At 72.1% G+C, this 20,747-nt stretch carries 19 protein-coding genes; 10 read left to right on the plus strand and 9 right to left on the minus strand.

Going from position 1 to position 20,747, the window contains the following annotated elements; all coding sequences use genetic code 11:
* Nucleotides 1-10: 10 nt before the first annotated feature.
* Nucleotides 11-445, minus strand: a complete 435-nt coding sequence (locus tag LTL01_RS08800; RefSeq protein WP_197272965.1) for a metallopeptidase family protein — start codon at nucleotides 443-445, stop codon at nucleotides 11-13.
* Nucleotides 446-513: 68 nt separating this feature from the next.
* On the opposite strand from LTL01_RS08800, the gene LTL01_RS08805 reads away from it, so the two are divergent.
* Both LTL01_RS08805 and ahcY read left to right on the plus strand, forming a co-directional pair.
* Nucleotides 514-720, plus strand: coding sequence for a DUF3499 family protein (locus tag LTL01_RS08805; protein WP_053547717.1), 207 nt, complete (start codon nucleotides 514-516; stop codon nucleotides 718-720).
* 43 nt (nucleotides 721-763) lie between these two features.
* Nucleotides 764-2,239 (plus strand): adenosylhomocysteinase, encoded by a 1,476-nt coding sequence (ahcY, locus tag LTL01_RS08810; RefSeq protein ID WP_236968280.1) that lies wholly within the window; start codon nucleotides 764-766, stop codon nucleotides 2,237-2,239.
* Between the two features lie 75 nt (nucleotides 2,240-2,314).
* Here ahcY and LTL01_RS08815 read toward each other — a convergent pair whose 3' ends face one another.
* Nucleotides 2,315-3,157 carry an RDD family protein gene (locus LTL01_RS08815; RefSeq protein WP_236968281.1) on the minus strand — a complete coding sequence of 281 codons (843 nt, stop codon included), beginning with the start codon at nucleotides 3,155-3,157 and terminating at the stop codon, nucleotides 2,315-2,317.
* 16 nt (nucleotides 3,158-3,173) lie between these two features.
* Here LTL01_RS08815 and LTL01_RS08820 point away from each other — a divergent pair, with 16 nt between their 5' ends.
* Genes LTL01_RS08820 through katG form a run of 3 tightly spaced genes read left to right on the plus strand, consistent with a single transcriptional unit; the run spans nucleotide 3,174 to nucleotide 6,981 of the window.
* Nucleotides 3,174-4,169 (plus strand): stage II sporulation protein M, encoded by a 996-nt coding sequence (locus tag LTL01_RS08820; protein ID WP_236968282.1) that lies wholly within the window; start codon nucleotides 3,174-3,176, stop codon nucleotides 4,167-4,169.
* Between the two features lie 52 nt (nucleotides 4,170-4,221).
* Nucleotides 4,222-4,662, plus strand: coding sequence for a Fur family transcriptional regulator (locus LTL01_RS08825; RefSeq protein WP_236968283.1), 441 nt, complete (start codon nucleotides 4,222-4,224; stop codon nucleotides 4,660-4,662).
* 39 nt (nucleotides 4,663-4,701) lie between these two features.
* Nucleotides 4,702-6,981 (plus strand): catalase/peroxidase HPI, encoded by a 2,280-nt coding sequence (gene katG, locus LTL01_RS08830; protein ID WP_236968284.1) that lies wholly within the window; start codon nucleotides 4,702-4,704, stop codon nucleotides 6,979-6,981.
* A 152-nt stretch (nucleotides 6,982-7,133) separates the two neighbouring features.
* On the opposite strand, the gene LTL01_RS08835 is transcribed toward katG, so the two are convergent.
* From LTL01_RS08835 to LTL01_RS08860, 6 genes are all read right to left on the minus strand, one after another.
* Complete coding sequence (locus LTL01_RS08835) at nucleotides 7,134-7,892, minus strand: aquaporin (protein WP_236968285.1); 759 nt, start codon at nucleotides 7,890-7,892, stop codon at nucleotides 7,134-7,136.
* A gap of 92 nt (nucleotides 7,893-7,984) precedes the next feature.
* A complete protein-coding gene (locus LTL01_RS08840) occupies nucleotides 7,985-9,286 on the minus strand; it encodes a DUF58 domain-containing protein (protein ID WP_236968286.1) in 1,302 nt (433 codons plus the stop codon).
* A gap of 6 nt (nucleotides 9,287-9,292) precedes the next feature.
* Nucleotides 9,293-10,222 carry an AAA family ATPase gene (locus tag LTL01_RS08845; RefSeq protein ID WP_236968426.1) on the minus strand — a complete coding sequence of 310 codons (930 nt, stop codon included), beginning with the start codon at nucleotides 10,220-10,222 and terminating at the stop codon, nucleotides 9,293-9,295.
* A gap of 83 nt (nucleotides 10,223-10,305) precedes the next feature.
* Nucleotides 10,306-11,481, minus strand: a complete 1,176-nt coding sequence (locus tag LTL01_RS08850; protein ID WP_236968287.1) for a DUF4350 domain-containing protein — start codon at nucleotides 11,479-11,481, stop codon at nucleotides 10,306-10,308.
* Complete coding sequence (locus tag LTL01_RS14860) at nucleotides 11,478-12,113, minus strand: DUF4129 domain-containing protein (protein ID WP_236968288.1); 636 nt, start codon at nucleotides 12,111-12,113, stop codon at nucleotides 11,478-11,480. The genes LTL01_RS08850 and LTL01_RS14860 overlap by 4 nt, the downstream gene beginning before the upstream one ends.
* A 23-nt stretch (nucleotides 12,114-12,136) precedes the next feature.
* Nucleotides 12,137-13,441 (minus strand): glycerophosphoryl diester phosphodiesterase membrane domain-containing protein, encoded by a 1,305-nt coding sequence (locus tag LTL01_RS08860; RefSeq protein WP_236968289.1) that lies wholly within the window; start codon nucleotides 13,439-13,441, stop codon nucleotides 12,137-12,139.
* A gap of 211 nt (nucleotides 13,442-13,652) precedes the next feature.
* Here LTL01_RS08860 and mtrA point away from each other — a divergent pair, with 211 nt between their 5' ends.
* From mtrA to hpf, 5 genes are all read left to right on the plus strand, one after another.
* Entirely contained in the window at nucleotides 13,653-14,333 is a 681-nt protein-coding gene (gene mtrA / locus LTL01_RS08865) for an MtrAB system response regulator MtrA (RefSeq protein WP_053547706.1), read from the plus strand.
* A gap of 55 nt (nucleotides 14,334-14,388) precedes the next feature.
* Nucleotides 14,389-16,062, plus strand: coding sequence for an MtrAB system histidine kinase MtrB (gene mtrB / locus LTL01_RS08870; RefSeq protein WP_372461332.1), 1,674 nt, complete (start codon nucleotides 14,389-14,391; stop codon nucleotides 16,060-16,062).
* Nucleotides 16,059-17,744: an LpqB family beta-propeller domain-containing protein gene (locus tag LTL01_RS08875; RefSeq protein WP_236968290.1), complete on the plus strand. Its 1,686-nt coding sequence runs from the start codon at nucleotides 16,059-16,061 to the stop codon at nucleotides 17,742-17,744. Before mtrB ends, LTL01_RS08875 begins: the two co-directional genes overlap by 4 nt.
* Before the next feature lie 114 nt (nucleotides 17,745-17,858).
* A complete protein-coding gene (locus LTL01_RS08880) occupies nucleotides 17,859-18,560 on the plus strand; it encodes a ComF family protein (protein ID WP_236968291.1) in 702 nt (233 codons plus the stop codon).
* 88 nt (nucleotides 18,561-18,648) lie between these two features.
* Complete coding sequence (hpf, locus tag LTL01_RS08885) at nucleotides 18,649-19,305, plus strand: ribosome hibernation-promoting factor, HPF/YfiA family (protein ID WP_053547703.1); 657 nt, start codon at nucleotides 18,649-18,651, stop codon at nucleotides 19,303-19,305.
* Between the two features lie 81 nt (nucleotides 19,306-19,386).
* Here the strand turns inward: hpf and LTL01_RS08890 are convergent, their stop codons facing one another.
* Complete coding sequence (locus LTL01_RS08890; RefSeq protein WP_236968292.1) at nucleotides 19,387-20,739, minus strand: hypothetical protein; 1,353 nt, start codon at nucleotides 20,737-20,739, stop codon at nucleotides 19,387-19,389.
* Nucleotides 20,740-20,747: the final 8 nt, after the last annotated feature.

Below are 20,747 nucleotides of genomic sequence, written 5' to 3' on the forward strand. Positions count from 1 at the left end.
GTTCGTCGTGTCAGTGGAAGCGGTCGTGACCGAGATCCCACGGATCCCGGTCGAGGTACTGCGCGGCGGCACGGAAGACGGCACCTTCGACGATCATGCGCCGATGCAGGTCGTCGTCGCGGTGCGGGTGGCCGAGGCGCTCGATCGGCAGCCGGTAGAGCACGATGCGTCGCTCGTCCGACAAGACGCTCCAGCGCGGGATGCCGTCGGCATCCGCCGCCGTGGGCATGTCCGCGATCTCGAAGCGGACCTCGCGCAACTCGGGCCACGCCGAGCGGAGGAACTCCACCGCGGTGCCGACGGCGAGGTCGAACCGCTCAACGCGCGTGTCCAGCGGCGGGAGCGGGGGACGGACGACGGCGCTGCGGCCCTCGCGTCCGTGCCGGCCGTGCCGGGAGCGACGGGCCGGAGCCTTCTCCGGGGTGCGCGTACGCCGCCATGCCATGGACACAGCCTACGTCGTGCGGCGCGGCATCCGTCCGACCCGGGTCCTCCGCGACTAGGGTCGAGGCGATGCGCGAGAGACTGTGTTCCAAGGTCGGGTGCGCCCGCGAGGCCGTGACGACCCTGACGTACGACTACGGCGACCAGATGGCGGCCCTCGGCCCGCTGGGAGCGGGCAACGACCCGCACGCCCACGATCTGTGCGCCATCCACACCGACCGGCTGTCGGTCCCGCGCGGATGGGTCGTCGTCCGCCACGAGACGCTGCGCGTCTGACGCACGCCGCCGGCCCCGATCCGGCGCGTGGGAGAATGGTGGAATGTCCATCGACACCGCCGCTGCTCCCGCCGTTCCCGCCCTCGACTTCGAGGTCGCCGATCTGAGCCTCGCCGAGGCCGGACGCCATCAGCTCCGCCTCGCCGAGAACGAGATGCCGGGCCTCATGGCCCTCCGCGAGGAGTTCGGTCCGCTGCAGCCCCTGAAGGGCGCGCGGATCGCGGGGTCCCTGCACATGACGGTGCAGACCGCCGTCCTCATCGAGACGCTCGTGAGCCTCGGCGCGCAGGTGCGCTGGGCCAGCTGCAACATCTTCTCCACGCAGGACGAAGCCGCCGCGGCCGTCGTCGTCGGCCCGACCGGCACGATCGACGCTCCCGCCGGCGTCCCCGTCTTCGCCTGGAAGGGCGAGACGCTCGAGGAGTACTGGCGCTGCACCGACCGCATCTTCGACTGGAGCGCCGAGGGCGCCGACGGTCCGAACCTCATCCTCGACGACGGAGGAGACGCGACGCTCCTGGTGCACAAGGGTGTCGAGTTCGAGCGCGAGGGGGCGGTGCCGGATGCCGCCGCAGGCGACTCCGGCGAATACCGGGTCATCCTCGACATCCTGCGCGCGAGCCTCGCCCGCGATCCGCAGCGTTTCACCCGCATGGCAGAGGGACTCATCGGCGTCACCGAGGAGACCACGACCGGCGTCCACCGCCTCTACGAGCTGTTCGCCGCGGGCGACCTGCTCTTCCCCGCGATCAACGTCAACGACTCGGTCACCAAGTCGAAGTTCGACAACAAGTACGGCATCCGCCACTCGCTTCCCGACGGGATCAACCGCGCCACCGACGTCCTCGTGGGCGGGAAGGTCGCCTTCGTCGCCGGGTACGGTGATGTCGGCAAGGGCGCGGCCGAGGCGCTCCGCGGTCAGGGCGCGCGGGTCATCGTCAGCGAGGTCGACCCGATCTGCGCGCTCCAGGCCGCGATGGACGGCTACCAGGTCGCGCGTCTGGCCGACGTCGCCGACCAGATCGACATCCTCATCACCGGAACCGGCAACAAGGACGTCGTGACGGTCGATGACCTGCTGTCGCTGAAGCACCTCGCGATCGTCGGCAACGTCGGCCACTTCGACAACGAGATCGACATGGCCGCTCTCGAGTCGCTGCCCGGTGCCGAGCGCATCGAGATCAAGCCGCAGGTGCACGAGTGGCGCCTGCCGAACGGCCGCAGCGTCCTGATCCTCAGCGAGGGACGTCTGATGAACCTCGGGAACGCCACCGGCCACCCCTCGTTCGTCATGAGCGCGTCCTTCACCAACCAGGTGCTCGCCCAGCTCGAGCTGTACACCAAGCGCGAGGAGTACCCCACCGGGGTCTACGTGCTCCCCAAGCACCTCGACGAGAAGGTCGCGCGCCTGCACCTCGACGCCCTCGGCGTGCAGCTCACCGAGCTCACCCGTGACCAGGCCGCCTACATCGGCGTGCCGGTCGAGGGACCCTACAAGCTCGAGCACTACCGCTACTGACGCCTGCGGAGAGCCCCGGGCACAGAGTCCGGGGCTCTCTGCGCGTGCGGCTCAGCGGACCAGACGCTCAGCGGGTCAGCGCGCGGGGAAGCCGCGGGGCGGATCGCCGGCGTGCCGGGCCAGGGTGTCGACGCGCTCGGCGCGCAGCTGCAGCGCCCGCTCCTCGCGCTCGCGACGGACGGCGGTGATGCCGCGCAGCACGGTCTCGGCATCCATCGTGGGAAGCGGTGAGACGAACGCGCGCGACTCCTCGACGAGGGATGCGGCGAGCCGCGCACGCACGGCCGGATCGAGGTTCGGAGCCGACACCGCGAATCTCGCGATGCGGCGCGCGAGCGGGTCGGGGAGGCGCGCGACGTCGGCGATCTCGGCCCACGCGGCCAGCGGCGGCGGGACGGGGAGCGGGGCGTCGACGAGCTTCGGCGTCCGCGTGCGCTCGGAGTAGGTGCCGGCCAGTAGATCGCCGAGGCGCTGCGACCGCGGCGTGAAGGCCCCCACGATCGCCGCGAGTGCGCCGAAGGTGAACCACAGCTCGAGGACGCCGGTGAGCGCCCGGATGAAGGCCTGACGGAATCCGGATGCCCCGCCGTCGGCGCGGACGATCCGCCCGCCCACCGCGAGTCGGCCGAGGCTCCGCCCGCGCGTGGTCGTCTCGACGACGGTGGGGAGGACGACCAGGACGAGGACCACCATCACGATGGTGAGGATCGGCACGACGGTCTCGTCCACGACGCCGGCGCCGACCATCCAGGACGCCACGAGCGCGAAGAGCAGGAGGAGCACCAGGCTCGCCAGCATGTCGATGAGGACGCCGAGGGCCCGCAGGAAGAAGCCGACCGGCTGTACGTTGAGGGCGACGGCCTCCCCGGTGAGCACCTCGTCCTGATGGATCTGGACGAGGATCGGGTCGGCGGCCATGGGTACAGTAAATCAAATGGACCTCGACGCCCTGACCTCCGCACGGCGCGAGGAGTGGGCGCGCCTCGACGCCCTGAGTCGGCAGCGTCACCTCACCGGAGCCGAGATCGACGAGCTCGTCGAGCGGTACCGCGCGGCATCCGCGGATCTCGCCGATCTGAAGACCTCCGCCGGCCGCACCACGCAGGGCGACTACCTCTCGACCGTCCTCGCCCGCGCCCGGCTGAAGCTCACCGGGGCGCCGGAGAACGTCATGCGGCAGATCCCGCGCTTCTTCGTGCTCCAGCTGCCCGCGGCGCTGTACCGGGTGCGGTGGACCACACTCGTGATCGCGCTCGCGTTCATCGCCACAGGCGCCGTCGTGGCGTTCTGGGTCTCGGGCGACCCGGCGCTCGTGGCGAGCCTCGGACCGCAGCTCCAGCTCGAGCAGTACGCCGAGGAGCAGTTCACCGACTACTACAGCGAGAACCCCGCGGCGGTCTTCGCCGGGACGGTGTGGACCAACAACGCCTGGATCGCCGCGCAGTGCGTGCTGTTCGGCATCACCGGCATCTGGCCTCTGATGGTGCTGGTGCAGAACGCCGTGGGCGTCGGGACCGCCGCCGCCATCATGCTCGCCTTCGACCGCGGCGACGTGTTCCTGCTCTTCATCCTCCCGCACGGGCTGCTCGAGCTCACCGCGATCTTCGTCGCGGGGGCGGCGGGTCTGCACATCTTCTGGGCGTGGGTGGCGCCCGGCCGGCGCTCGCGCGGAGAGGCCCTCGCCGCGGCCGGACGATCGCTCGCGACCATCGCGATCGGCCTCGTCATCGCGCTCGCCGTCTCGGGTCTCATCGAGGGTTTCGTGACCGCCCAGCCGTGGCCGTGGCCGGTCAAGATCGGCATCGGAGCGCTCGCCCTCGCCCTGTTCCTCGTCTACATGCTGGTCGTGGGGCGACGTGCCGTCCGGCTGGGGGAGACGGGCGATCTCGAAGAGGCCGACGCCGGCACCCCGACCCTCGTCGCCGGGTGATCCGGCATCCGCTCTTCTTTTGATCTGATCAAAAAAGCGCTACGCTGGCGGGGTGCATGACGACCACTCCGGACCCGACGCGAGCGCCGTTCTGCGCGACGCGGGCCTGAGGGTCACCGAGTCGCGACGAGCGGTGCTCGACGCGCTCGCGGCACGCCCGCACTCCTCCGTCGACGAGCTCTTCCCGCTCGTCGTCGAGCGGATGCCGGGCGCCAGCCGCCAGTCGGTGTACAACGCCCTCGGCAACTTCACCGACGCGGGCATCGCCCGCCGGATCGAACCGGCCGGGCGCGCGGGGATGTACGAGCTCCGCGTCGGCGACAACCACCACCACCTCGTCTGCTCGCGCTGCGGCGCGGTGGAAGACGTGGACTGCGTCGTCGGCGAAGCGCCGTGCCTGACCCCCTCCCACTCCCGCGGGTTCACCGTGGCCTCCGCGGAGGTCACGTTCTGGGGGGTGTGTCCCGCGTGCGCGGGCGCACCCGTCACCTGAACCGGCATCCGTCACCCCACCCCTCGAGGAAGGAACACCATGTCCCATCACGATGAGGCCACCGCCGGCGTCGGCGGAGAGGTCGAGCCCGAACAGTCCGTCACCGTCACCGACGAGCCCGAGGCCGCGGCCGGCGGCTGCCCGGTCGTCCACACCTCGATGCCCCACCCCACCGCGGGCGAGGCCAACCGCGTCTGGTGGCCGAACAAGCTGAACCTGAAGATCCTCGCGAAGAACCCCGCCGTGGCGAACCCGCTCGGTGAGGACTTCGACTACGCCGAGGCGTTCGCGAAGCTCGACCTCGCCGCGGTGAAGAAGGACATCGAAGAGCTGATGACCACCTCGCAGGACTGGTGGCCCGCCGACTTCGGACACTACGGCCCGCTCATGATCCGCATGGCGTGGCACTCCGCGGGCACCTACCGTGTCACGGACGGCCGTGGCGGCGGCGGCGCCGGTCAGCAGCGCTTCGCGCCGCTGAACAGCTGGCCCGACAACGTCAACCTCGACAAGGCCCGGCGCCTCCTCTGGCCCGTGAAGAAGAAGTACGGCCAGTCGCTGTCGTGGGCCGACCTCATGATCCTCGCCGGCAACGTCGCGCTGGAGTCCATGGGCTTCAACACCTTCGGCTTCGCCGGCGGACGCCCCGACGTCTGGGAGCCCGACGACGACGTGTACTGGGGTGGCGAGACGGAGTGGATGGGCAGCGACCAGCGCTTCACCGGATCCGACCGCAAGCTCCGTGGCCCCCTGGGCGCGACCCACATGGGTCTCATCTACGTCAACCCCGAGGGCCCCGAGGGCAACCCCGACCCGCTGCTCGCCGCGCACGACATCCGTGAGACGTTCGGCCGCATGGCCATGAACGACGAGGAGACCGTCGCGCTCATCGCCGGCGGGCACACCTTCGGCAAGACCCACGGTGCGGCATCCGACGCGCACCTCGACGTGAACCCCGAGGCCGCCGGTCTCGAGGAGCAGGGCCTGGGCTGGAAGAGCTCCTACGGCACCGGCAAGGGCGACGACACGATCACCTCGGGCCTCGAGGTGACGTGGACCTACCACCCGACCCGCTGGGACAACGAGTTCTTCCACATCCTGTTCGCCTACGACTGGGAGCTCACCAAGAGCCCGGCCGGGGCGCACCAGTGGCGTCCGAAGAACGGCGCCGGCGCCGACATGGTCCCCCTCGCCCACGACCCGTCGCAGCGTCGTGAGCCGCGCATGCTGACCACCGACCTGGCGCTTCGCATGGACCCGGCGTACGAGAAGATCTCGCGCCGGTTCCTCGAGGACCCGGTGGCGTTCGGCGACGCGTTCGCGCGCGCGTGGTTCAAGCTGACCCACCGCGACATGGGGCCCAAGGCCCGCTACCTCGGCCCGGAGGTCCCCGCAGAGGACCTCATCTGGCAGGACCCGATCCCCGCGGTCGACCACGTCCTCATCGACGACGCCGACGCGGCAGCGCTGAAGGCGCAGATCCTGGACTCCGGGCTGACCGTGGCCGAGCTCGTCTCGACCACGTGGGCCGCGGCATCCACCTTCCGAGGCAGCGACAAGCGCGGCGGCGTCAACGGCGCGCGCGTGCGGCTCGCCCCGCAGAAGGACTGGGCCGTCAACAACCCCGCCCAGCTGCAGAAGGTGCTGGGCGTCCTCGAGGGCATCAAGGCCTCGTTCGACGCCGACCGCACCGACGGCAAGAAGGTGTCGCTGGCCGACCTCATCGTGCTCGCCGGCAATGCGGCGGTCGAGAAGGCGGCGGCGGATGCCGGTGTCGCGGCCGAGGTGGTCTTCCACCCGGGCCGCACCGACGCCTCGATCGAGCAGACCGACGTGGAGTCCTTCGACTGGCTCGAGCCGGTCGCCGACGGGTTCCGCAACTACTACGGCCCGCTCGCCGAGCTGCCGGCGGAGTACCTGCTGGTCGACAAGGCGAACCTCCTCACCCTCAGCGCGCCGGAGATGACGGTCCTCGTCGGTGGACTGCGTGTGCTGGGCGCCAACTACGACGGTTCGCAGCTCGGGGTCTTCACCGAGCGTCCGGGAGTCCTCTCGAACGATTTCTTCGTGAACCTCCTCGATCTCGGCACCACCTGGAAGCCGCTCGACCCGGGAGCGCACGCGTTCCAGGGCACGAAGGACGGCTCGGGCGAGGTCGTCGGCATCGGCACGCGTGCTGATCTGCTGTTCGGCTCGAACTCCGAGCTGCGCGCGCTCGCCGAGGTCTACGCCTCGGACGACGCGAACGAGAAGTTCGTGCGCGAGTTCGTCAAGGCCTGGGGCAAGGTCACCGAGCTCGATCGGTTCGACCTGCGCTGACACCGCGCTCAGGTGTGAGCGACACGACAGGCCCGCCCCGGAACCTCCGGGGCGGGCCTGTCCGCACGTGCGGTGCCGTTCACTTGTCGCCTCTTGCGGGTTCGAGCGCCGCGCACCCGCAGGACGCGACAAGTGAACGGACGGGGTGCGGGCTACTTGACGCGCGCTTCCTTGGGAGCCGGGGGCACCGAGCCCTTGGGCTCGAAGAGCGCGCGGTGCAGCAGACCCGCGACGAGCGCGCCCACGATCGGGAAGACGAGGAACACCCACAGCTGGAGGAGCGCCTCGCCCCCGCCGTACAGGGCAGTCGCGATGGACCGGGCAGGGTTCACCGAGGTGTTGTCGATCGGGATCGAGGCGAGGTGGATCAGGGTCAGGGTGAGACCGATCGCGATGCCGGCGAAGCCCGCCGCTCCTCGCTGCGGGTGGGTGACGCCGAGGATGATCAGCACGAAGATCGCGGTGAACAGGATCTCGGCGATGATCGCCGCCCCCAGACCGAAGCCGCCGGGGGAGGCGCCGCCGAAGCCGTTGCTGGCGAAGCCGCCGTCCTGCGCCGCGGTGAGCCACCCCTCCGGTCCGAACAGGCCGATGAGGACGATGAGCGTCGTCCCGAGCGCCCCGCCGATGATCTGGGCGATGATGTAGCCGGGGGCGTCCTTCCAGGCGAAACGTCCCGCGGCGGCGAGCCCCACGGTGACCGCGGGGTTGAAGTGGCCGCCCGAGATCGGGCCCCACGCGTAGATGCCCGCGAGGATCGTCAGGCCGAAGGCCAGCGAGATCCCGAGCACTCCCACGACCTCGCCGGCGACGAGCGCCGCACCGATCGCCCCGAAAACCAGCAAAAACGTCCCCAGGGCCTCCGCGACGAGCTTGGTGGCCGTAGACGGGGTGGTTGCGGCATCCGACATGGCGGACTCCTTTCTTCGACGTGAGAGTACCGAGGCGCCCAGGTTTTTTCCCAGACTCGGCGCGCGAAATGACCTCGCGTGTCGATGCCCAGCTACAGGCGGCCGGCGGCCTTGAGCGCGAGGTAGCGGTCGGCGATCCGCGGGGGGAGGTCGTCCGGTGAGCCGGCGATCGCATCGGCCCCCGCACGGACGACCGCCGCGGCCACCGCGGCGGCATCCCTCTCGGCACGCGCGGCAGCGGCCAGCGCGTAGAGGTCGTCGACATCGGGGCGGTCGGGAACGGATGCCGCATCCTCGGTGACCGAGCCCACGAGAACCACCGCATCGCGGGTCAGCGCGGGCAGCGTCGCGAGGAAGCCCCGCGCGGCACCCACGGCGTCCTGCGCGGTCAGCAACACCACGAGCGAGGGTCGGGAGGTGAGGGCGCGGACCTGCGCGATCGCGGCGTCCCAGTCGGTGTCGATGAGCTGCGGTTCCACCGGTGCCATCGCGTCCACGAGCGCGGGCAGGAGCGCGGGGCCGTCCACGCGACTCACCCGGGCGCGGACGGCGCGATCGAACATGACCAGGTGCACGTGATCGCCCGCGCGGGTCGCGAGCGCCGAGAGCAGCAGGGCCGCTTCCATCGCGGCATCCATGCGCACGCCGTCGCCGACGCGCGCGGCGGAGGTGCGCCCGGTGTCGATGACGATGACGATGTGCCGGTCGCGCTCGGGCCGCCAGGTGCGGAGCATCGTCGTGCCCGCGCGTGCGGTGGCGCGCCAGTCGATCGAGCGGACGTCGTCGCCGCGGACGTACTCGCGCAGGCTGTCGAACTCGGTGCCCTGTCCGCGCACCTGCACGCTGGTGTTGCCGTCGAGTTCGCGCAGACGCGCGAGGCGCGAGGGCAGGTGCCGGCGGGCGTGGAAGGGCGGGAGTGCCCGGATGACACCGAGGGCGTCGAGGCGGCGCTGGCGTCCCGCGATCCGCAGCGGCCCCTCCGCGCGGACGACGACGAAACGCGAGGTGAGTTCGCCGCGGCGGCGGGGGAGCAGCGGGATGCCGAGGGTCCTCGCCTCGCCGGCGGGGATGTCGATGCGCGGTCGATCGGCCGGCGCGCCCGCGGTGGGTTGCCAGGCGTCGCGTGCGCGCCCGCGGATGCGCCGCGATCCGGTGTTGCGGAGGGTCAGGTCCGTGGCCACCGGTGCGCCGAGCCGCGCCCTGCTCGGCAGGGAGCGCTCCACGCGCAGGTCGCCCGGATCGGGGGCGGCGACCGCGTCGACGAGCGTTACGGCGATGCACAGGAGCAGCCACGCCCCGGCGGCGATCCAGGCGTCGACGCCCGCGAGCGACAGCAGCACCACCGGCACGGCGCCGGCGGCGACGAGCAGGGGGAGGCGGGCGGTGACGAACACGGCGGGTCAGACGGGGACGCGGGTCTGCTGCAGCACCGAGGTGAGGACGGCGTCGACCGAGACGCCCTCGAGCTCCGCATCCGCCCGGAGACGGATACGGTGACGCCACGTCGGCACGAGCATGGTCTGCACGTGATCGGGGGTGATCGCGGGGTAGCCGCCGAGCCACGCCCACGCCTTCGCCGCGGCGAGGAGGGCCGTGGTCGCGCGGGGGCTGACGCCCACCTGCACCGAGGGGCTCCGGCGCGTGGCCTGGGCGAGGTCGACGACGTAGCCGAGCAGATCGTCGGAGACGTCCACCCGCGCCGCGGCGCGCTGCGCGGCGTGGACCTCGTCGATGCTGGCGGCGCGCACGAGGCCCGCCGCAGCGAGGTCGCGCGGGTCGAAGCCGCTCGCGTGGCGGCGGAGCACCGTCATCTCGGCCTCGCGGGACGGCGCCTCCACGATGAGCTTCAGGAGGAACCGGTCCAGCTGCGCCTCGGGGAGCGTGTAGGTGCCCTCGTGCTCGATCGGGTTCTGCGTGGCCGCGACGAGGAACGGATCGGGGAGGCGTCGCGAGACCCCGTCGGTCGACACCTGGCGTTCCTCCATCGCCTCCAGGAGGGCGGACTGCGTCTTGGGCGGGGTCCGGTTGATCTCGTCCGCGAGCACGATGTTGGTGAACACCGGTCCGTCGCGGAACTCGAACTCGCCGGTTCGCGCGTCGTAGACGAGCGAACCCGACACGTCGCCGGGCATCAGGTCCGGGGTGAACTGGATGCGCTTGGTGTCCAGCCCCAGGGCGGTGCTGAACGCGCGTACGAGAAGCGTCTTGGCCACCCCCGGCACACCCTCGAGCAGCACGTGGCCGCGAGCCAGCAGCGCGATCAGGAGCCCGGTGACGGTGCCGTCCTGTCCGACGACGGCCTTGCCGACCTCGGTGCGCACGCGGTTCATGGCCTCGCGGAGCGCCGCGTCGTCGAGGGGGGAGCCGGCGACGGATGCCGCGACATCGGCGGCGGGGGTGAGCGGGGAATCGGTCACGGGGTGTTCCTTTCCGGTCGGACGGCCGCGTGCACGGCCTCCTCGAGGTCTCGCAGGGACGCGGCGACGGCGACGAAACGCTCGTCGGTGCCGGGGAGGTCGTCGATCAGGATGCCGCGGGCGACGCCGCGGTCGGTGCCGGTGCGCAGCGCCGCGGCATCGGCGATCTCCGCAGCAGAAGCCGCGGGGCCGAGGCCGAGCGCGCGGGCCAGGCGCCGGAGGGCCGCGATCCGCAGCTCGTCGAGAGCGTGGGTGCGGTCGCGCGTCTGGGCGTAGAGTCGCGCGCGTCCCTGGGTCGTCTCGGCGGCGCGGACGGTCACGGGAAGCCGCTCGGCGACGAGCGGGCCGAACCGGCGCCCCTGCCAGATCGCCGCCGCGACGCCCGCCGCGAGGAGCAGCACGATGACGGGGCTCACCCACGGGGGAGTGAGCTCGCCGAGCGACAGGTCGCCGGGCGCCAGGTCGGAGTCGGCGACGTTCGGGACGTACCAGACCGCCACCGGGTTCTGCCCGAGGAGAGCGAGCGACAGGGCGGCGTTGCCCTCGGCGGCGAGGTTCTCGTTCGTCATGATCGACCGGCCGTCCACGGCGCTGCGCGAGGCGTCGCCGTCCGCGGTGACGAGCAGGGCGTGGGCGTCGTCGACCGGATAGCAGGCGGTGGCGGCATCCCCCGCGAGATACAGGACTCCGGGCGTGATCGCGCCGGCGCGCTCTGCGGCGGGCAGCGCGCAGGCGGGGGCGACCGCGTCGCCGTCGGCGACACCGCCGGGTGCGGCATCCGCGAGGAACATCGACAGGGTGCGCGAACGGGGCTCGATCAGCACGACGTCCGCGGCCTCGTCGACGAGGGCTTCCAGCGCCTCATCCGACAGGGCGGGGGCATCGGGCAGGACGAGGGTCGCCGCCCCGGCCGCGAGCAACTCGGCCGCATCGTCGCGCGACCGCGCGACGCGCACGTCCACACCCTGTTCCCGCAGGATCTCCACGACCGCGCGGGTGCCCTGCGGGCCCGCCGACTCCGGGTCCAGGACTCCGCGCTGGCTCCACTCGGACAGGCTCGAGATCGCGGCGCCGGCCGCCCCGACCAGGAGCAGGACGAGCGCGATCACGACCCACGTGCCGATGCGCCGCCCGCGCGTGGTCGTCCGCTCGGAGACGGATGCCGCGCTCATGCCGGGACCGCCGCGGCGGTGCGGGGCGTGGCGCGGCGGATCTCGTCGTCGACCTCGCTCACGCGGCGGTACGCCTCGGCCGACCCGGGCTTTCGGAGGTAGCGCACGTCGTCGAAGTCGTCGGCGACCCGATCCAGGCCCTCGCGGGAGGCGGGGAAGGATGCCGATGCCGCGCGCGCGAAGGCGTGCACCGTGGCACCGGGCGGGAGGTCGACGACCCCGCGCTCGAGGCATGCGCGCGCGAGGGCGCGGAAGCGCAGGACCACCGCGGCGTCGAAGTCGCCGGCGCGGGCCCGCTCGTCCGCTGCCCGTCGGAGGTCGTCGGCGGATCGGTCCTCCCGCTCTCCGAAGAGGATCGTCGGTGCCGCGGGTGCCCGGGGGCGCCGGCGCGGCATCCCCCATACGGCGAAGGCGGCGCCGATGAGGAGCACCGCCACGATCGCCGCGACGAGCGCGACGGTCGGGCCGAGGCCACCGTCCAGCGGCGTGGAGAAGAGGTCGGTGAAGAAGTCCACGACCGCGCGCGCGGCACGATCGAGCGGTGTCGGTTCGGCGATCCGATAGGCGGGGCCGGTGAGCTCGCGCTCGGCCCACTCCCGTGCCTCGTCCCCGTCGGGGAGGAGTGGCGGCACGGCCGTGACGGTCAGCGGCGGTCTCACTCGCGCGGGGCCTCGGATCCGGAGGTGCCCGGAGCCGCCCACTGGGTCGGTGCCGGCGCGGCCGGAGACTCCGGCGCCGGGTCCGGAGTCGTCGCGGCGGGCGCCTCCGACGTCGGGGGAGCGGGCGCCGCTGCCGGTGCGTACCCGGCGGGGGGTGCGTACGTCGCACCCGGGGCCGTGTACCCCGCGCCGGGATATCCGGCCGCGGGCGGGTAGGGCGCGGCACCGGGCACGGGCGCCGGCGCAGCCGCACGCGGGGCGATCTCGCGGCCGATGTGGGCCCGGTAGGGGTCGCCGAGGCCTGTGGCACCCGCATCTCGCTGCTCGACGTAGGCCATGAGGTCGAGGTCGAGGCCCTCGCGCCGCATCCGTGCGTCGATGTAGATGAGCGCCGTCGCGGTGGAGGTCACCACGACCGCGACCGCCTGGATGAGGAGGGTGAGCACCTGCGCGAGGAGCAGCGTCACGATCGTGCCGATGATCACGGCCGGGGCGGGGTCACCCGTGGGGGAGATGATCGTCGTCAGGCCGCTGGAGAGAAAGGTGAAGGGGATCGAGATGACCTGTCCCACGGCTCCGAAGACCAGCGGGATGAGGAAGATCACGCCCAGGGCGGGCCAGAAGCGCCCCTTCGTCAGGCGCCAGGACCGGCCGATGGCCCGACCGATCGTGGCCTGCTCCATGAGGATGACCGCCGGCACGAGGAGGAGCTTGATCGTCAGCCACCAGGCGAGCGGGATCATCCCGAGCACGATCAGGATGCCGAGGATGACCGCGACCGGAACGGCGACGAGCGCGAGCGAGACGATCACCAGCGCCACGATCGCCAGCGCGCCGACGATCACGACGAGGATGAGGGCGGTGTAGCCGATGAGCCGCCAGGCGACGGGCTTCACCCGCTGCCACAGCTGTCCCAGGCGCAGCTTCTCGGCGACGGCCGCGTGGGTGACCTCGGTCACCACGATCGCCTGCACCAGGACCCCGAGGGCTCCGGCGGCCAGGCCCAGCACGAGGGAGGCGATGGCGGTGATCGCGATCGAGCCGACGAGGATCGTCTCGAACTCCTCGCTTCCCGGTCGGACCGTGTCCAGGCGGGCGAAGGTCGCGAACGCCACGCCGCCGATGGCGACGAGCACGACGAGATAGGCCACCGTCTGCACGACCAGGGCGAACCCGAGCAGCACGCGCGGGTTCTGCCGCAGCGCCGTGAACGAGCGGCCGAGGATCGTGCCGAAGGAGAGCGGATGCAGGGGGATGATCCCCGGGCGAGAAGCCGGCGTCCAGGCCGGGTACGCGGTCACGGTGCCCCCTTGTGCATGGTTTCCCTGTGCTCGGATGCCGTCCTGTCTCGGGGACCGGACGGGTGGTCCTATCGTGTCACACGCGCCGCGGCCGGGCGGCGACACCGGCCCGGTGTGCGGCGGGTATCCAGACGGGTCGACTACTCTGTGACAAGCGCACGGGGACCGCTTGATCGGCGACCCCGCCGAACGTGGAGGACGAACCCGCGAGATGACCTCACGCATCCTGGTGGTCGATGACGACACCGCTCTCGCCGAGATGATCGGCATCGTCCTGCGCACGGAGGGTTTCGACACGGCTTTCTGCGCGGACGGCGGGCAGGCGGTCGAGGCGTGGCGCACCGAGCGGCCCGACCTCATCCTCCTCGACCTCATGCTCCCCGGCATGGACGGGATCGAGATCTGCACCCGCGTGCGCGCGGAGTCCGGCATCCCGATCATCATGCTCACCGCGCGCACCGACACGGCCGACGTGGTGAAGGGCCTGGAGTCCGGCGCGGACGACTACATCGTCAAGCCGTTCAACCCGAAAGAGCTGGTCGCCCGCATCCGCACGCGTCTGCGTCCGGCCGGTCAGCCCGCGAGCGACACGCTGCGCATCGGCGACCTCACCGTCGATGTCGCCGCGCACGAGGTCCGGCGCGGTGACGAGGTCATCCCGCTCACGCCTCTGGAGTTCGAGCTCCTCGTGGCCCTCGCCTCGAAGCCGCAGCAGGTCTTCTCGCGCGAGATGCTCCTCGAGCAGGTCTGGGGCTATCACTACAAGGCCGACACGCGACTGGTGAACGTGCACGTCCAGCGCCTGCGCGCCAAGGTCGAGCTCGACCCCGACAACCCGCGGATCGTCACGACGGTGCGCGGTGTGGGCTATCGAGCGGGCACGGTCGTGTGAGGTGACGCTGTCGTCCACCCCGGGCGCGGATCCCGCGGGGACCGTCACTACCGGGGTGATCACCACCGCGACACCCCTCAGCCGCCGTGTGCGATGGCGGGTGTGGTGGCGGAACCTCCGGACCCTCTGGCGACGGAGTCTGCGGTTCCGCACGATCCTGGTGACGCTCGGTCTCACGGCGCTCGCGGTGACCGTGGCCTGCGTCTGGATGGCCCTGGCGATCCAGAACGAGCTCTTCGAGTCGCGCAAGGACCAGGTGCTGCGCGACGCCCAGCGTGCGACCGTCGCCGCGCAGCGGACGATCGACGCGTCGGTGCAGGGTGACGGCGTCCAGCTGCAGAACGTCTGGACGGTCGTGCGCAACACCCTGGCACAGCAGTCGGCGAGCACGGTCAGCGCGGCGTTCCGCATCGGGCCGCCCACCGCCGACGCCCCGCAGGACTTCACCTCCCTCCTCGGCATCGAGGACATCGTCACCGACGGCCTGCGCGATCGGGTGCAGCTGGATCCGGATCAGCAGTGGTGGCAGTCGGTGGCACTCCCGGCCGGTGACGGCACCACGGTCCCCGGCATCCTCGTCGGGCAGCAGCTGTCCGTCCCCGAGATCGGTCCGTACGAGCTGTACCTCGGCTACGACCTCGCCGGCGCACCCCAGACCCTGGGCTTCGTGCAGAGCACCCTGTGGATCGTCGGCATCGGACTGGTGCTGCTGATCAGCGGCATCGCATGGTTCGTCCTTCGCTCGGTGACCACGCCGATCGGCGAGGCCGCCGACACCAGCGCGAAGCTCGCCGCGGGCGAGCTCGGTGTGCGGCTTCCGGTGCGGGGTGAGGACGAGCTGGCGACGCTCGGGCGCTCCTTCAACGCGATGGCCGACAGCATCGAATCGCAGATCAAAGAGCTCGCCGATCTCTCCCTCGTGCAGCAGCGCTTCGTGTCGGACGTCTCGCACGAACTGCGGACGCCGCTGACGACGATCCGCCTGGCCGCGGACATGATCAACGACCGACGCGAGGAGTTCGATCCGGCCACCGCCCGCGCCGCCGAGCTCCTGAACGCCCAGGTCCAGCGCTTCGAGACCCTCCTGACCGACCTCCTGGAGATCTCGCGCTACGACGCGGGGTCGGTGCAGCTGGAACTCGAGCCGACGAGCCTCGCCCATCTCGCGGAGGATGTCATCGCCTCGATGCAGCAGCTCGCCGACCAGAACGGCACTGACGTCCGTCTGGTCGCTCCGGGAGGATATTCCCCGGTCGACATGGATCCGCGCCGGGTGCGCCGGGTGGTCCGTAACCTCCTCGGCAACGCCATCGAACACGGGGAGGGCCGTCCCATCGTCGTCACCGTCGACAGCGACCAGCAGGCGGTGGCGCTCGGGGTGCGCGACTACGGTCTCGGCATGAAGGCCGCGGATGCCGAGCGGGTCTTCGACCGGTTCTGGCGCGCCGATCCGTCCCGGAAGCGGACCATCGGCGGCACGGGTCTCGGACTGTCGATCTCGCTCGGCGATGCGCGCCTGCACGGCGGCGACCTGGCGGTGTGGACCGAGGTCGGCCGCGGTTCGCACTTCGTCCTCACCCTTCCGCGGCGCGGAGGAGTGCTCACCGGGCCCTCGCCGATCGCGCTCGATCCCGGCGACGACTCCGCGGCTCCGCTCGACGCCCTCGGCGGCACGCAGCCGATCGACGTGCTCCTGCCCGACGGTTCCCAGACGGAGGGCGCACGATGACCGCGGGACGTCGCCTCTTCGCGTGGCTCGGCGCCGCGCTCCTCGCCGTCGTGCTCACCGCGTGCGCCGGTCTCCCCACGAGCGGCCCGGTCAATCCGGGACGCGCGCCCGGTGAGGCCGAGGGGTCGCAGGAGGTCTTCTTCCGGCCGGTCGGTCCGCTTCCCGGCGCGACGCCGCAACAGATCGTCGAGGGCTTCATCCGCGCCGGGTCCGCCCCGGGCGCGGGCGCCCGGTGGGAGCGCGCGCGGGAGTTCCTCGCGCCGGGCTTCCGGTCGGCGTGGCGTCCGTCGGCGGGCGTGATCATCGACCTCGAGAACGACCGCGTGCCGGTCGAGACGGGGGAGGGCCTCGTCTCGGTGTCGTTGACGGTGGTGGGCACGACCGACGCCCGCGGCTCGTACCAGCAGGCCGATGAAGCGGCGACCACCCTGTCGTACGAACTCGCCCAGCAGGACGACGGCGAATGGCGGATCACCGCCGCCCCGGACGGCGTGGTCCTCGACCGCGCGCTGTTCCCGAGCGTCTTCCACGAGTACGCGGTGATGTACTTCTCGCCCGGGTGGGAGTACCTCGTCCCCGACGTGCGGTGGTTCCCCACCACGACCGCCGCGACGAGCATCGTCGACGCGCTGGTCAACCGCAGCAAGAGCGACTGGCTCGACGGCGCCGTGTTCTCCGCCTTCCCCGAGGGCGTCGAGGCCCGGCCGACGGTGCCCGTGTCCGCGGGCGTGGCCGAGGTGGAGCTCACCGAGAGCGTCCTCGCGTCCGACACGCAGGCACTCGATCGGATGCAGGCCCAGCTGGAGGCGAGTCTCGCGACGGCGAACGTCACGGCCGTGCAGATGAGCGTCGACGGCACGCCGCTCGAGGCGACCGCCGCGCCCGTCCGCTCCACGCGCATCCCCGGCGCCCCGCTCGTGCTGACCGAGCTCGGCTTCGGTTACCTCGCCGGTGACGAGCTCGAGCCGGTCGCGGGACTGAGCGACGTGATGACGACGGTAGACCCCGTGGCGATCCAGACCTCCGTCGATCGCGATCTCGCCGCGCTTCTGCTCCGGACCGGTGAAGTCGCGCGGGTCCGCGACGATCGGACCAGCGTGGTCCTCGACGAGCGCGCGGGCCTCCTCGACCCCACGATCGGTCCCGGCGGCGGGGTCTGGAGCGTCCCGCGCGAGGACCCGTCGGCGCTGCGCGTCTTCCCCCTCGCGGGGGAGCCGATCGACGTCGAGGGTGCATTCCCGGACGCGACCGGCATCGAAGCCTTCTCGCTCTCCCGCGACGGCACCCGGCTCGCCGCCGTGGTGACCGCGGGGGGCCGGTCCGTGCTGTGGGTCGCGGGGGTCGGACGCGGTGCCGACGAGGGCGCCATCGTCCTGGACGAGCCCCTGCTCCTGTCGGTCCTCGGCGGGTCGGGCGTCGACGTCGCCTGGCTCGACGACCAGACCGTCGGCGTCCTCGTGCGACAGGACGACACGACCGTCGTCCTCGAGCAGGCCGTGGGGGGTCCGGGTACGACGGTGGTGGCGCCACGGGACGCAGCCTCCCTCGCCGGCGGAACGTCGCTGTCGAATGTGCGCCTGCGCGGCGAGGACGGCGCGCTGTACGTTCGGCGCGGGTCCACGTGGCAGCAGGCGGCCGCCGGCATCCGTGTCCTCGCGACGCAGCAGGGCGCACCGCAGTAACCCTTCACCGGCGCCCTCCTCCCCAGGCGCGGCCCCGGCGCCCCGAGGCCGCGTTCTTCCACGGATGCCGCACCCGCGCGGCGTGAGGAGCACACCGGGCGCGAGGCTCGGCGGATGGATGCCTCGCGATGGTCCGCGACGGTGCGCGGCGCGCTCGCCGACGCGCTCACCCTGCTGCTCCCGGTCGAGTGCGCCGGGTGCGGCGCCGAGGACATCGCCCTCTGCGCGACGTGCGAGGCCGCCCTCGCGCCCGCCGTGGTGCACGGGCGCGTGCCCGGTACCGACCTCGCGCTGGCGAGCGCCCTGCGGTTCGAGGGGATCCCCGCGCGCGTGATGCGCGCGTTGAAGGAGGAGGGGAGGACGTCGATCGCGCGCGCGCTGGGACCCGCTCTCCGTGCCGCCGTCGATTCCGTCGCGCACGACGCGACGGTCTTCGCGCCCATGCCGACCTCGCGAGCGGCGTTCCGGCGCCGCGGCTACCGGGTTCCGGAGCTTCTCGCCCTCCGCGCCGGCCTCCCGATCCGGCGCTGTCTGCGGCTTGCGCGGGCAACCGCGGACCAGCGCGGGCTCGATGTCGAGGGGCGGCGCCGGAACGTGCGGGGAAGTCTCGTGGCGGCGGGTGTGCGAGGGCTGCCCGTGATCGTCCTCGACGACGTGGTGACGACCGGCGCGTCGCTCGAAGACGCGGTGCGGGCCCTGCGCGCGGAGGGGGCGCATGTCGTCGCCGCGGTCGCCCTCGCGGCCACGCCGCGGCGTTACGGCGCCTCCGCTCGAGACGGGACGGGTGGGCTCGGTGCATCGGAAACTGCCAGGTGACTTCGGCCTCCCGCGGCACTAGCGTGGAGTGCACAAGGCGACTGAAGGTCCGCCCTTGACCGGGTGGACCGGAACAAGGAGGTCAGGGATGGAAACCAGCATCGTCGGCGTGGGTGTGAGCATCACCGAGCGATTCCGCTCGGTCGTCGAAGACAAGGTCACCCGGATCGAGCACCTCGCTCCCCGCGCGCAGCGCGTGGACGTGAAGGTCACTCACCGCGCGTACCACAATGGCCGGGTCGAGGACGACACCGTCGAACTCACCGTGACCGGCAAGGGACCCATCGTGCGGGCGGAGGCCACGGACGGGGACAAGTTCACCGCCCTCGATCTCGCCGTGGACAAGCTGTGCGAGCAGCTGCGTCGCGCGAAGGACAAGCGCATCGACGCGCGGAACCACCCGCGCGGGGCGAAGTTCGAGAAGGAGAGCGGCGAGCTGCACGGCATCGACGTGCAGCCGGCATCCGTGGAGATGCTCCGCGCCGTGGCCACCGGGGAAGTCCCGGTCGTCGCGGCGGAGGAGGAGGCGGATTACACCCCGGTCGTCATCCGCACGAAGAGCTTCGACGCGGAGTGGATGACCGTGGAGGATGCCGTCGACCGCATGGAGCTGGTCGGGCACGACTTCTTCCTGTTCATCGATGCCCGGAGCGACCAGCCGAGTGTGGTGTACCGCCGCAAGGGATGGGACTACGGTGTCATCGCGCTGACGACGCAGACGGCCCCGGAGGTCGTGGCGTCCTGACAACCCGCGTGTGCCCCGGCCGTGTGCCGGGGCACACGCGCGTCGGGGCGTGGACGCCCGGACGGTACGCCGACGCCGGGGTCAGTCGAACATGCCGTCCAGGAGGCTGCCGATCACGAGGCCGCCGAGGAGGCCGCCCATCACGCCCGAACCGCCGTCGCGGCGTCCGCCACCGCCCCAGCCGGGTCCGCCGCCCCACGAGTCGGGGTTCTGCGGACGGGACTGGTCGATGTCGCGCTGGGCGAGCTGCAGCGCTTCGCCGGCGAGGAACGCCGCGCGCCGGGCGTGCGCCATCGCGGGCTCGCGGTCGTCCTCCGCGATCGTCACCGCGGTCGACGCGCTCGTGCCGAGGGCGCGATCGAGGTCCTGCCGGACGCGCTCGGCCTCGGCCAGGCGGGTCCGGGCGTCTGCGCCGATCCATCCGCGGTGGCCCGCGATGACGTCGCGTGCGACGGCGAGCTGACGGTCGGCGTCGTCGATGGCATGCCGGACGTGCTCGAGAGGCGGGATCGGGCGCGCGGCGCGCTCGCGGGCGGCGGCGATGGCGGCATCCAACCCGGAATTGGCCTCGCGGAGGCGGGACAGCTGCTCGAAGGGGTCCGTGTTCACGCCCGCCGCGGGCAGGGCGGCGAGGGCGGCCTGCAGATTCCCGATCGCGGTGCTCACCGCGGGGGAGTGCGGTTCACGCAAGGCCACGGCGATGTCCTCGCGCGAGTCCTCGATGATCGCGGCGAGGAGGGATTCGGCCCGGAGCGCTTCGACCTCGAACGTCTCGACCGCATCGATCAGGGTCTCGGCGCGACGCACCGATTCCGTCGCCGCTTCGAGGGCCATGTTGGCCTGCTCGCGGTTGCCGGCGTCGCGTCGACGCTCGGCGACCGACGCGCTGTGCTCGGCGAAGCCGAGGAGCTGATCCGCTTCGGCGGGGTTCGAGCGCACCTGGGCGAGGGCGTGGTCGGAGTAGCGGGCGGCCAGGCGCTCCACGGTGTCGCGCGCGTGGGGGAGACGGGTGCGCAGGGTGGCGGCATCCGCGCGTACGCGCGCGATGATCTCCGGGGCCCGTCGAGCCCGCGCGATCGCCTCGGACAGTGCGCCGGTCCGGTCGTCCAGCAGCGCACCGGCCCACTCGCACAGCTGGACGATGCGGGCGTTCCGGGTGCGGAGCTCCTCTGGCGTGTCCGGGATCTCGTCGTGGTTCAGCTGGTGGAGGTGGAAGGCCTCCTGCAGGTGCGTGCGCACGGCGTCGAGGGCGTCGCGGAGGTCCTTCGTGGCGTCGTTCCCGAGCTCCGCGACGGCGAAGACCAGCTCGTCCGACGTGGTGCGGATGCGCTCGTCCGCCTCGACCAGCGCCGTCTGCGCGTTGCGTGCGAGGTCGGCGTCCGCCGCGGCGAGCTCCTCGCGCTCTTTCTTACGACTGCCCCAGAATCCGGCCATGCTCTCGA

The sequence above is a fragment of the Microbacterium aurantiacum genome, from assembly GCF_021654035.1.
GTDB classification, from domain to species: Bacteria; Actinomycetota; Actinomycetes; order Actinomycetales; family Microbacteriaceae; genus Microbacterium; species Microbacterium aurantiacum.